Raw genomic sequence first — 11,726 nt, 5'->3', positions numbered from 1 at the left:
TGCCTCACATCTTCTCTGCGGTCAGGCTCGCGGAAATCACCACTGAGCCCGTTTTGATCTCGCCCACGACAATGGGGACCGGGAGACCCTGAGCGCTGTTGTTCACCGGGCCATCAAAAAGGAAAGATGGGCGCTCCTCGACATCGGCCTTGTCGCCGTAATCGCCGGTCTGCGGGGTCTTGGTAAGCGCCTGGGATATGCCGGTCAGTGCCAGTGACGCGCCCATGGTTGCGATCGTGGCACCGGAGAGCAGCGTCGATCCGCCAATAGCCAGCCCGGCCGGCCCCAGTGCAAACGATGCGCCGATCAGCGCCGCGCCGGCGATGGCCTTTCCTGCGCCATCCCCCGCACCCTGAATAGCGGGCAGGATATGCATTTCTCGCTGCCTGCCGAACCCGACCTGCACGGTTTGCTCGTCCAGCGTTTCGCCGTCATCAAGAGATCCCATAACAACTTGCCATTCCGCTTCGCCAATGGCATCGCTGAACCCTTTGATCTGGCAGGAAAGCGCTCTTACAGCCTCGGCCGGATCACGGACATCCAACGAAAAAGGACCGCCGAAGCGGTCCTGCAGGGAGCCATGCAGATGCACATCCTTCATGTCATCTCCCGGTGTCGGTAGTAGTGAGTGATGTATGACTGCCAGCGATGAATCGGCGTGCGATGACTGGTGCGGGTATGGTCAACCGGGCGCCGGGCAGTAACGTGGTGCATGATCAGGTCACCGCCCATGTAGATCGCGCCATGACTGGGCACCTTCGAATTAATCTGCATCCAGAGCATATCGCCCGGGCGCACATCGCCTGCCTCGATCTGCTCGAAGCCGGCCTGTTCGACCCCATCGCGGTAAAGATCCTGCCCGTTGCGCCACCACTCCCAGCTGCGGGGAAAATCCGGCAACTCGATACCCTGCTCCAGCCAGTAGTAGTCGCGGATCAGCGAATAGCAATCGGTGACGCCATGCACAAAACCCCGCCCGATCAGCGGCTGACGCTCGACCTGATCGCCGAACCACGTGATCTCGGTGGCGTTGACGCCATCGGTGGCAATGACTCCCCAGGGCACGCCCATTGCCATCTGAGAGCGCATATCGCCCTCTGACGGGCACTGCGGATAGTCGGGATGGCTATGCACCACAGCCAGCAATCCGCGCCTGTGAGCCGCTGCCATTTGCCTTTTTGATACACGAAATGTACTTGTCGGGTCATCGGCACAGTTATTGACCTGCCTGCATTCACCATCAGCCAGAATCAAAAAAGCCGCCTCGTTGGGGTAGGCGGCTATGGATGCGTCGCGGATCTGATCGCAGTGCTGAGAGAACATCAGTGCCTATCCTCACCCGATCTATTCATCGCGTCCAGTTTTTGGTGATGAGCACCGTACAATGGCCCCTTCCTGATGCTTTCGGAAACCTTCCTGTTCATATCCTGCAAGCGATGTGGGCTGGAAACATTACGTGCGGGTGCGCGGTCTTCCCATGGTTTGATAGACATCGATCTTACCTCATGTGGTTGACGTTCTTGCGAGCCCGGGGAATCCCCGAAAGGGCAGCCGGCCATTTTCGCCGAATCGTTTTTTGCAGCCGTGGTTCAGGTCTTTCGGGCACACGTCCTCGGCTGGGTCTCCGACTTCATTGCCCTGAAGGTCGTAGTAACGGTCGCCAGCGTAGGGGCACGTGACACCCTCGTAGACGAATTTCTCACCGTCCCAGTACCTATAGGTATGCGTACAGGTGTCGCGAATGCACTGTCGGAACGGCACCTGCCGACCCTGCTGATCAAGCGCCATTGTCAGCTCGAACTTGATATGCGTCCGGCTCTGCTCTTTCTTGCGCTCGATTCGATAGGTCTGCGAAGGAAAAGTCTGTAGCGGGTCGGGATCACTACCATCATCAAGGCATTTGCGGAATGTCTTGATGCGGGTAACCTGCGCCCCTTCCAGATCGTCGGCGCCGATGATCAGCGACATCCAGTCCCGATCGAGTGCCGTTACCTTGAGCTCCGGTCGCGGCTGCTTTCCCTGAGTCGTCCATTCAAAGCCCGTAGCCTCAACAGGGATGGGTTGATAAGTGTAGCCATTGAACTGAAGCGGGTTCCCGTCCTCGTCCGTTTCGTTGGTGAACCTCAGAGTGCCACCATTCCAGCGTGAGGCGTCCAGCTCGAACAACTGAACCACGTGATCGGTTGATAGCAGTTGCGATTCACGGGCAATGATCTCGCTCACACGAAAACCTCCCGGAATGTTGCCGTCAGCTGGTAAAGGCCGAAGTCGGTATAGGTGTATTTCGGGTCCTTGCACTTGACCGTTACTGTCCTGTCGTCATCAGGAATCGACCACTGAAACGGCTCGCTTCCCCTTTTCGAAACCAGAAACGAGTACAGCTCGTCGAACTCTTCGCGGCGCAGCAGGTTCCACGTCAGGGACCACTGATCCCGGATCGAGTTGATGCCGGCCGGCGACGACTGCTCAAAGCCGTCGCCGAACGAAACGGTATCGACACTGAACTCGGGATCATTGGCCAATCCGTATGACGGGTTGCGCCCCACATCCGGTAGCATATCCATCAGCTGAGCAAACCTCCGTTTTCCTTCTCATCCAGCAGCCACTGCTGAAACTGAGCTTTCATCTCGTCAGTGGATTGCTGCGCCTGGCGGCGCACGTCTGAGTCATTGGCGCCCGGCTGATACTGCATCTGGATGGTCGGGCTGAAGTTGAACTCCGTTTTACCCCCGCTGCCGGACGATGCCGGGCCACCGGAATCGAAGCTCTTTCCCTGACCGCTGTTGATGGCGTCCAGTACCGGCCTGTGACGTTTTGTGGCGGCAGCATTGACCACGTACTCACCATCGGACAGGCGAGCGGGGATGGAATCGCTTGTGCTGGTGCCCGGCCCGCTGACAGGACCGCCCGAGGCCAGACCGATGGCGCTGGTAAAATCGCCTCCGGCATAACTACTCGCTCCGGTTGCTGCACTGAAGCCGATCGAAGACAGCAACGATGATTCGGCCTGACGGATGCCGATCTTTGCAAAGTCCTGCGCCACGCTTTGCAGAAAGCCGCCAAGATCGGCCTCGGCGCCCGTCAGGAACTTGGCAAGCTCGTCGTTGGCGCTACTGAAGGCGTTACCAAACGCCGATTCGAACTGACCTGCAACGTTCTGGGATTGGCGCAGGAAGTCGTCCAGCGCAGAATTGAATCCGTTCTGCCAGTCGCCACGAGCAGCATCCATCTGGTCATACATGTCTCGCCTGATGGAGACCGCCTCTTTCGAGTACTCCTTCAGCAGGGCCAGCTGCTGATCCTTCTGCTCCTCACTGATGTCGCCCTGGCTGAACTGGCTGACCACATCGCTCTGCCTGTCCAGATATTGCTGGCGAATCTTCTGAATATCCTGAGCACGCTGAAGCTGGTCATCCCCCATGCCGACGCCAGCGATTTCCATCGAGTATGCACGACGACGTTCGTTGAGCAGCGCCTCCTGCTGCTGCCTGAGTGCGGCAATGCGGTTACGACCACCCTCCTCGGCAGAATCCTGCGCCAAGCGCATGGCATTGGCACCAATGGCTGCAGAGCGCTCCAGCTCGGGGTTGATGCGGAAAGCGCCGCTCTGATTGATCGAGTCCAGCCGGTCGTAGTAGTCGGCAAGCGCTCTGCCGGCCTCGTTGTAATCGCCGAACAAACCCTGCACGGCACGACGGCTCTGCTCGACCTGCTGACGAAACTCGCGCTGCGCCTGCTCAGCCCTTTGCTGAGCCTCCGTGTTTTCCCTAAGGCTGGAAATCTGTTGATTCCGTGCCCGGATGGAATCCTGTATTTCCGATCGGCGCTCTGGGTCATCAGTTGAGGCAAGCTCTTCCTGAAGCTGATTACGCTCCTTGAGCTGTTGATTGATCTGGTACTGGGTCGTATGCCGTGCGTCGATCAGATCATTGATGCGCTGGTCGTGCTCAATCTGACGGTTCTGTTCTTTCTGATATTCGCGAGAAGCCGGAGCGAAGGCGCTGATAGCTGCAGCCATATCCTCGTAAAACTGGATCTCACGCTCTGCTTCGCCCCTGCGGTTGGGCGCAGTCGGTGTATTTACACCTAAATTGGTATTCCTGATGCCGGAAGCGCCAAGCTCATCCCTTAGTTGCTGAATATAGCCTTCGAGATTGGGGCCACGACCAATGGATTGCATTTCATCGATCGCTTCCCGGGTGACGTTCTTTACTGCATTCCACGCCTTTTCAATGTCACCCAGATTCTGCGTAACAGCTCGAGATCGATTCCTCATCGCTTCCGAGTACGCATCCATGGCTCGCTCGGTAGCCTCGGTCTGATTCCCCTCCCGTTGCAGAGCATTGATCTGCTCATACATGTCAGCCGTCAGGAAGTTGTACTGCTCATTCAGGCTCTGAATCGATTTGACGGGATCGTCGGATAGATCAGAGAAATCCGAGATGGTGTCTTCGATGGAACGCCCGATTGTTTGCCTTAACGTGATCGCTGTTGCAGCAACATTGGATATTTGGCTCTCTGCGAACTCGCCAGACCTGACAACCTGATCAAGCGCATCAGCGGCCTCATGCGTGGTTGCTCCAGCGATGCCATCCAGTGACTCAGCAAACTGTGAAAGCTGCTGCGAAGTAGTTCCCGCGATATTGCCGGTTAGCGACAGCGATTCCTGAAATCGACGTGATTCTCCCGCGCCACTCTCATATGCCGCATAAAGACCCACGAGTGCGCCTGCCAGAACTGTCACTGGATTGACCAGCCTCAGAATGTATCTGGCGCTCTCCCTGAATGCAGGACCAATGCCACCAAAAACGTCCTTCAGCTGTCCGCCCTGCTGCAGAAGCACCTGAATGGGCGGCTGTCCTGCAGCGAGCGACGTAAAGATGTCGGTAAACTGCATGGGCAGTTGGCGCTGCGCCATCTGCAACTGTTTGGCAGACAACCCGGCTGCATTGTATTTCTGGGCAAGGTTGTCTGCCTGGCTGGCAGTGTTGTTGACGCTCTGGAATACACCCTTCTGCCCTTGTGCCAGTTTTTGCTGCGCCTGATCCATCCGCTGAGCCGAGCCGCGCGCAGAATCGAGCTGGCCACCCAGCTGAGAAGCAGCCTGACCCTCCTGCCGAAACTGCTGGGTAACGCTGTTGGCAGAGCTGGTGACTCGAACGCCGGCGTTCTCTACAGCCTGAAGGGCGCGACGCAGATCCTGAGCCTGCTGCTCAGCGCTTCTGGATTCGATCACGATGCTGAGGCGCGACTCGGCCATATCAAACTCCTCGACACAAAAAAGCCCGGCGTATGACCGGGCTGCTTTCAGTTTGGCGTTTTATCTGGGACTGCAAAAGTACGGGTCACCCTTCCCCTTGTACTGGATGAGAACCGGATACTGATTGTTTTCAACAAAAGAAACCACGGTACCGTCGTCAAAAAGCAATGAAGGTACTTCACGGCCATCAATGAAATTTGTTTGCTCGTCAGAGCGGTATGCTCTTCCGCCCATGTCAACGTAGTCGATTACGCCAAAGTTGTTCCATATATCAACGTCACCCAACATCCCGCAATTTAGATTGGCAATCCCTTTTTCATCAGAGCTTTCGCCGGCACAACCAACCAGAATCGCCGAGACCATGAGAGCTGCAGCGAAAAACCTCATATTCACACCCTCCATGTTTTAACGGATCGTAACACAGAGGACTAGCACGGCAAGGTCACAAGGATGACAGCTGCATGAGAGATGTCAGATGTTGTCGATAGCGCTGTATCAGCGCGGCACCGAATTCCTCGCCATAGATCGCACCGTAGAATCGGCCGGGCCATGTCTCGTACGCATTCTGGCGAGATCCGATGATCAACGGGTAGCTATCGGCGGATGCTGGATAGTCAATCTCTCCGTCACTGAAAGCGCCGGTCCTGTCATCGAATCCGGTAGTCCATATGACGTTGCTATCCGGGTCAGCGCCCATGACACGCCGCGCCGGCACGCCATTGAGCTGATCATCAGAGCTCAACAGAGAGCTGTAGGAAAGCGAAACGTAATCATCGCTCGACTCATAAATGGATAGCGCAGCATCATCAAAACCACCGGATCGCGCCCGGAAAATCGCCCAGTGAGAGCCACCGCCAATGCTGTCGCTGGTCTCCATCCCTATACAAAACTGGGGCCTGCCCAGCTGCAGGTCTGTACCAGATCCCGCTTCTATGGACTGCCCGCTGAGCTCGAGGAATCCAGCGCCGTTACTATCGACCTGATATGTTGCTGTCCCGCCCCTCACAATGCCGTCCAGCCCATTTGGCCCGGCATCTCGTATTAGAGCGACGGGATCACCAGAACCTGTCACCGGTGTTGTACCAGCCTCGTCCTGATAGAGATATTGCGGCTCCACCCGGTACAGCAAACCTGACTGGCCGTTGAGGAAAAGCAGTTGCTCTAGAGCGGCATAAACCAGTTGATCGCCCAGATACGCCCTGCCGATCTTCTGGCTGCCGAGATTCAGCTGGTCGATCGTATTACCATCCAGAATCAGCATGATCACTCCGGGATGCAGTAGAGCACGCCACTGTCGGGTGATTCCAGCGCGTCATATTCTTCCTGAGTCAGGGAGCGAGCCTGCAGAGCGCTGTCTGCCCGATCGCCCTGCTCGGAGGTCGCGAACTCCGATGCGTCACTTCGGGCCGCGGATCCTGCGTCAGTGACAAGCAGGAAATCAGAAGCAGGATGCCCCTCAAGCGCCTGAGAATTGGCAACGGTAATGCTGGGCGGGTCTTCCTGAACATCGCCACCCGTAGACTCAAGCGCCGCAGGCAGTGTCATCGAAGAGCTTTCGTCTGCCGTGATGGTGCCGAGACGCGCAGCCTGGCTGCCCTTGCCCCAAGTTACCCGGTAGCTCCCCGGGCGTAGCTCAATGTCATAGCTGCCGTCCTGATCGGTCTTGACCTGATATTCGGACTTGACCAGAACGCCGCCCTGCGTCGTGGTCTCCGACACAAAATGAAGCGGCACGGCGGAAATCGGGCCGCCGGCATTGTAGAGCGTCCCCTGAAGGCGCATGTCACTCTCCGTTGCGGTATTCGTCATCCATCGCCATCACCACGCGAGCAAAGTCGGTGAATGGCAATGGCGGGGTAAAGTGCTGGGCATAGCTGCCGATCTGGTCCAGCGTCAGCGGCATTGGGTATGCCTTGTCGCCGACGATGAACTGCCGACCACGCTCAATCATGCGATAGGCGCCCAGCACCATGACGGTCAGGTCATCCAGCTCCGGCCTTGGGTTCTCGACCGTTATGAATCGGCTGATTGCCGTGTACGCTTCTTCTGCTGACCGCCCTTCTTCGCCGCCCCAGTGTTGCTCCCAGTGGATCTGGGCGACGGCTTTTTTTCAGTGCGCTCGGCAATCCCCTGAGCCTCATCACGCAGCTGAGCGGCTCGGGAGAGGACGAAGCCGAAAAACTCGGAGTTGTTGATCAGTAGCTGGTAGCCAAGATCGGCTGAATAGTCATAACTCTTGTCGTCGATATACAACTTCTGCTTGCTCGGCGTTCGCACGTCCAGCAGTACATAACGAGCCAATAGCTGGCATTGCGCGTCCATTTCGGTCTGATCGTCGTCCGAGACGTCCAGAACCCCGCCACCAAATCGCAGGTTGCCGTCGTTATCGGTCATCTGTTGGATCAGCTGTCGGCTGCGCTCCTCGTTGTAGACGCGGAAATGCGACAGACCGACTGCATATCGATGATTGTCCAGACGCCCGATCAGCGCCTCTGTGTCGTCGTCGTAGCGGAACCAGCGGGATTCGCCATCATGTGTATCGGTATTCAGTGTCAGTGCCATGCAGTCAACTCCGTGTGTCATTATGCCCAGCGCCTGAAAAGGCTGCCCGGCCGGCACTGGATAGCCGGACAGCAAAATATCAGCTCGACGAAGAGCCATCACCCGAGCCGCTGGTATCAGCTTGTGTGCGTGTGATGCGAATGAATGTGTCGGCAGTTGCATCACGCAGCGCGTTATAGTTCACGCTCGGGCGCAGGATGGCGTCTCGACCACCGGAAGGCATTTCGACCCCCAGTTTCACGCGCAGCAGTTCGAACAGGTACTGATTGCCGTTGCCATCACCCATATCGACACGAATGCCGAACTCCTCCTCGTTGATGGACTGCTCCAGCAGATTGAACGTGTCCTGAGTGAGCGCGAGCGAAATGCTGCCGGACCCCTGAGCGGTACCCTTGTCCTGATGAGCGACCAGATGGCCCACACAGGCGTCTTCCTGATAGTTGCGATTGATGGTTAGATCCATCGAGTTGACGCACACGTTGATCTGCGACTGCCCATCGATGACGATCTCATTGATGTCCTGTGCGCAGTTGATGACCTTGGTGCTGGTCTCGTCTGTGAAGCTGTCACCGCTGAAGTCGTAATTGGCGTTGTAGCCCTCGCCGACCACCGAGAACGATCCGGTCAGTGCAGATCCGGCGGAAATGCTCAGCTGCAGCTGGGAGACGTTGGCCTCGCTGATCAGATAGCCTACGCCATTGCTGCCGACGTCCATGTACGCCACCAGAAACTCCAGCGCCGGCGTATCCTGCCCAATCACGATAGAGCCGTCCGACTGCCATTCGGAACCCATGACATTACGGATGATCAGGTCGTATGTGCTGGCCGAAAACGCGATACTGGTGTCTCCGCCGACCGTGATCGATGTCAGCATCATCGAATTCTGCTGGCCGCTGGAATCGACCTCGTTCGGGTCTTCCATGTTGGTCGTGATGCCGGGTGCTCCATCGGTGCGTCGCAGGATCTGCCAAGGCTCGTCGGATCCTGCCTGCCGGACGCATACACGCTGCTGATTACCTGATGCCATGCTTCCCTCCTGAAGGCATTAAAAAACCGCCCTGAGGCGGCCATGTATTCAATATGCGGTTGATGTCAGGATTGCGCCCGGTAGCGCACCTGTAGATTGAGCTGATGCCAGCCATTGCTCTCGCCAACACGCTCGGTTTGATACTCCCACGTTTCCAGCTGGCCAAGCTGCTGGTGAGCCATGTGCTGGCCCATGACATCGGCAATTCGGTAGCCGTCGGTCGGCCCTGAGTCCAGCCGCGTAAAAATCTGGAATTCGACAATACCGGTACGCCGGTCAATGACGCGAGTGCCCGTTTCGAACGGATTGGTATCGCCGGGCAGGAATGTCATGCGCACCCAGTTGGTCGATTTCTGCTCGATCTGCTGTTGCAGGTCAGCCGGCGTACGCTGATTGTCATACAGTAGCGGAGTATCACCGGGCCACTGAGACGCCCTCACTTCCAGCGCTGACAGTATTTCGCCATCATTCATCAGCCTGCCTCGCGCAGATTGTTGAAGGCGCGACCGAACGGGCGTCGCGGTGCCATTTTGGTCGTGCCCCATTCGAGATATTTACCGTAGGGCGTGGTGTTCACTGCGTAGAACGTATCACCCGGCCTGAGCGCTGCAATGGCGATACGCGCATTGGCGAATGTGTCGTTCCGGCTGGCGTCATACAGCTCTGGATCGTATGAGTTATCGGGGCGGTTGACGCTGAAGTTCATGTTACCGACAAAGCGCCCGGTTCTGACCGGTGAGAAATAGACCAGATCACGCACCACCTGCTCGGCACGATCGCGAACCAGTACGCCCAGATCATCCTCGATGGTGTCCACGAACTGGCTTGGCAGCATCGTCCATCCGCCCTTGCTCATCCGTTTACCCTCAGCCTGATCATGTAAGTCACGCCGATCGTATTGGGCTCCACTTCAGTCACCCGGGCGGTCGTACCGTCGTCCAGCGTCAGCGTGTCATCCAACTGCGGCGCCTTCTCTACATCACTCGACAGCATGCCGATGCGAATATCAGCTGAATCCAGATCGAGCGTCTGGAGCTGGCTGAACGTGAACTGCGCCTGCCAGTAGTTGCCGGAATATGACGTAATGCTGTCAGGCTGCTGCCCCTCTCCCGGCACGTAACCACCCGATTCTCGCCGCTCTGCGGTGAACGGCTTATATGCCTCCCCCAGCCGGTCCGGGTCAGCAAATGCAGCACGCAGTCGCTGGTCAATACGATCAGATACAGCCATTTCGATACCCTACCGTGATGCCCATAGGCAGTTTGCGATACGGCTCGATCAGCGCCAGAGCGAACTGAACCCGCTGTGGCAGGGCTGCGTTATCGCCAAACGAATCAGCCGACGCTGCATATCTACGGTTCGATCGAACGCCATCGGCCTCGACCTCATCCTGCGTTACCTGACCCTGCTCATGCTGCTCATAGAGCACGCCCTCCTCAGCAGCAGCGGCCAGCTCAGCGGCGGCTGTTTTGATCTCATCCGGCACAGGCTCGGTGCTGTCGATGCGTTGCGCCGAAAGCCACGCATTAGCCATGGCGACATAACGCCCCTTCTGGCCGGTGTCAGCCCATCCATCGCCCAGGTATTCATCGACATCGGTGACGGTTACGTATTGCGCCATGGTTACCTCGAATAACTGAGGGGCCCTGCGGCCCCTCCGGTTTACTCCGAATTGCCGGAGTCACTGCTCTCGCCGCTTTCGCTCTGCGAGGACCGGCTCTGATTTTTGCCGGCTTGCTTGCCTGACTGCTTGCGACCATCAACCCTTTCCAGCACCTTGCGGTCGATCAGGCGCTTCAGGCCGGGCGTGTGGTCATCCACGTCTCCGGTCTTTCCGGGCGCTACAATGGTGCCCCCGGCACAGACAACGCCCAGCGAGTTATTGCGATATTTTGCCATGGTCAGACCCCGACTGCTTTGGTGATGGAGAGCGGACGGTACAGAGCTACGCCGCCGATCTTGGCGATGCAGTCGATGACCATCTCCAGGTTTCGTTTTTCGGCAGGCAGCTGCTCGAACGGGCGCGGAATCTCGATGCTCATGTTGTCCTGATCGCGCTCGTACATGATCGCCGTGGACTGGTTGCCGTTTTTCTCGCTCGGCTCCAGCTCACGCGATGCGATGAACGAGACGTTCGGATAGAGCGACTGAAACCGCGCCATGACGCTTTCCCAGTTACCCCCTTCGTTGATGTTTTTGCGCATCAGCGCAGAACGCCGAGTCGGGGCCATCGCGAATGTCGTCGGGATGTGGTTGTCGTAGGACTGGATCAGCACGGCATCGTACATCGACAGCAGATCGTCGAGGATCTCCTGCCCCGTGGTGGCGGAATCGGTCCAGTTACCGTTGACGGCGGTTTCGCCGATATTTGGGTGATTGGTGATGCCGTAGAAGCCGTGCGCCGAATCGCCGACCAGCGCCACACGGTTGATCAGCTGATCGATGGCGCGACGGGCGGCACGACCCTTGCGCTCCGGCAGGTTGGTGCCGAGAGCATTGGCAGTGCGCAGCTCGTCAAAGCTATAACCGTAGGCGTCGCCCAGCGATTTCAGCTTGAGCGTCTGCTCCTCACCCTGAACGTCAGCACGGGGAAGATCTTCGGCATAGTTCGAGATGAACTTGGCCATACCCACATAGCTGAATGTGCGATACGTGTAAGACTCAGCAGTCTCGGGCACCTCGGTCGATACCGGCACGAGCTGGAGCCCGGTCAGATTCGGCGTCAGCTGCTCGTAGACGCGATCCTTGACGTAATCCAGCTGACGGGCGAGGTAGATACCATCGTCCTGACGCAGCAGTCCAATGCGATCACCAGCCGATGCCAGCGTTTCCAGCTCGGCGGCGTCATAATTCATGTGTTCAGCCATTCTCTGTTTT

17 protein-coding genes are annotated in these 11,726 nt (G+C 57.6%); all 17 read right to left on the bottom strand.

Annotation, left to right across the window (positions count from 1 at the left end):
- Window positions 1-4: 4 nt before the first annotated feature.
- The 17 genes from C7446_RS12725 to C7446_RS12645 all read right to left on the bottom strand — a co-directional run bounded on the left by C7446_RS12725 (window position 5) and on the right by C7446_RS12645 (window position 11,716).
- Window positions 5-601 (bottom strand): tail assembly protein, encoded by a 597-nt coding sequence (locus tag C7446_RS12725; RefSeq protein ID WP_121173492.1) that lies wholly within the window; start codon window positions 599-601, stop codon window positions 5-7.
- Window positions 598-1,323, bottom strand: coding sequence for an NlpC/P60 family protein (locus tag C7446_RS12720; RefSeq protein WP_121173491.1), 726 nt, complete (start codon window positions 1,321-1,323; stop codon window positions 598-600). Before C7446_RS12720 ends, C7446_RS12725 begins: the two co-directional genes overlap by 4 nt.
- Before the next feature lie 180 nt (window positions 1,324-1,503).
- On the bottom strand, window positions 1,504-2,223 hold the full coding sequence (locus C7446_RS12715; RefSeq protein ID WP_170150089.1) for a phage minor tail protein L: 720 nt from the start codon (window positions 2,221-2,223) through the stop codon (window positions 1,504-1,506).
- Window positions 2,220-2,564, bottom strand: a complete 345-nt coding sequence (locus C7446_RS12710; RefSeq protein ID WP_121173489.1) for a phage tail protein — start codon at window positions 2,562-2,564, stop codon at window positions 2,220-2,222. The genes C7446_RS12715 and C7446_RS12710 overlap by 4 nt, the downstream gene beginning before the upstream one ends.
- Window positions 2,564-5,260 carry a phage tail tape measure protein gene (locus C7446_RS12705; protein ID WP_121173488.1) on the bottom strand — a complete coding sequence of 899 codons (2,697 nt, stop codon included), beginning with the start codon at window positions 5,258-5,260 and terminating at the stop codon, window positions 2,564-2,566. The genes C7446_RS12710 and C7446_RS12705 overlap by 1 nt, the downstream gene beginning before the upstream one ends.
- Before the next feature lie 60 nt (window positions 5,261-5,320).
- The gene (locus tag C7446_RS12700) at window positions 5,321-5,647 is read right to left on the bottom strand and encodes a hypothetical protein (RefSeq protein WP_121173487.1); all 327 of its coding nucleotides are present in this window, start codon (window positions 5,645-5,647) and stop codon (window positions 5,321-5,323) included.
- Between the two features lie 55 nt (window positions 5,648-5,702).
- Window positions 5,703-6,521, bottom strand: a complete 819-nt coding sequence (locus C7446_RS12695) for a hypothetical protein (RefSeq protein WP_121173486.1) — start codon at window positions 6,519-6,521, stop codon at window positions 5,703-5,705.
- 2 nt (window positions 6,522-6,523) lie between these two features.
- Window positions 6,524-7,042, bottom strand: coding sequence for a phage upper tail fiber protein (locus C7446_RS12690; RefSeq protein WP_121173485.1), 519 nt, complete (start codon window positions 7,040-7,042; stop codon window positions 6,524-6,526).
- 1 nt (window position 7,043) lies between these two features.
- Window positions 7,044-7,232 (bottom strand): hypothetical protein, encoded by a 189-nt coding sequence (locus C7446_RS12685; protein WP_121173484.1) that lies wholly within the window; start codon window positions 7,230-7,232, stop codon window positions 7,044-7,046.
- A 41-nt stretch (window positions 7,233-7,273) separates the two neighbouring features.
- Window positions 7,274-7,822 carry a hypothetical protein gene (locus C7446_RS12680; RefSeq protein ID WP_121173483.1) on the bottom strand — a complete coding sequence of 183 codons (549 nt, stop codon included), beginning with the start codon at window positions 7,820-7,822 and terminating at the stop codon, window positions 7,274-7,276.
- Window positions 7,823-7,901: 79 nt separating this feature from the next.
- Window positions 7,902-8,849, bottom strand: a complete 948-nt coding sequence (locus C7446_RS12675) for a phage tail tube protein (protein ID WP_121173482.1) — start codon at window positions 8,847-8,849, stop codon at window positions 7,902-7,904.
- A 65-nt stretch (window positions 8,850-8,914) separates the two neighbouring features.
- Complete coding sequence (locus C7446_RS12670) at window positions 8,915-9,322, bottom strand: phage tail terminator-like protein (RefSeq protein ID WP_170150088.1); 408 nt, start codon at window positions 9,320-9,322, stop codon at window positions 8,915-8,917.
- A complete protein-coding gene (locus tag C7446_RS12665; protein WP_147408774.1) occupies window positions 9,322-9,684 on the bottom strand; it encodes an HK97-gp10 family putative phage morphogenesis protein in 363 nt (120 codons plus the stop codon). Before C7446_RS12665 ends, C7446_RS12670 begins: the two co-directional genes overlap by 1 nt.
- 17 nt (window positions 9,685-9,701) lie before the next feature.
- Window positions 9,702-10,079 (bottom strand): hypothetical protein, encoded by a 378-nt coding sequence (locus C7446_RS12660; RefSeq protein WP_121173479.1) that lies wholly within the window; start codon window positions 10,077-10,079, stop codon window positions 9,702-9,704.
- Window positions 10,066-10,470: a protein singed gene (locus C7446_RS12655; RefSeq protein ID WP_121173478.1), complete on the bottom strand. Its 405-nt coding sequence runs from the start codon at window positions 10,468-10,470 to the stop codon at window positions 10,066-10,068. The genes C7446_RS12660 and C7446_RS12655 overlap by 14 nt, the downstream gene beginning before the upstream one ends.
- A gap of 41 nt (window positions 10,471-10,511) precedes the next feature.
- A complete protein-coding gene (locus C7446_RS12650; protein WP_121173477.1) occupies window positions 10,512-10,748 on the bottom strand; it encodes a hypothetical protein in 237 nt (78 codons plus the stop codon).
- Window positions 10,749-10,750: 2 nt separating this feature from the next.
- Window positions 10,751-11,716 (bottom strand): DUF2184 domain-containing protein, encoded by a 966-nt coding sequence (locus tag C7446_RS12645; protein WP_121173476.1) that lies wholly within the window; start codon window positions 11,714-11,716, stop codon window positions 10,751-10,753.
- Window positions 11,717-11,726 lie beyond the last annotated feature (10 nt).

It is taken from the genome of Kushneria sinocarnis (assembly GCF_003633775.1).
GTDB lineage: Bacteria > Pseudomonadota > Gammaproteobacteria > Pseudomonadales > Halomonadaceae > Kushneria > Kushneria sinocarnis.
Note: the sequence above shows the minus strand (reverse complement) of the source record. Positions and strands in the feature narration are given on the sequence as shown.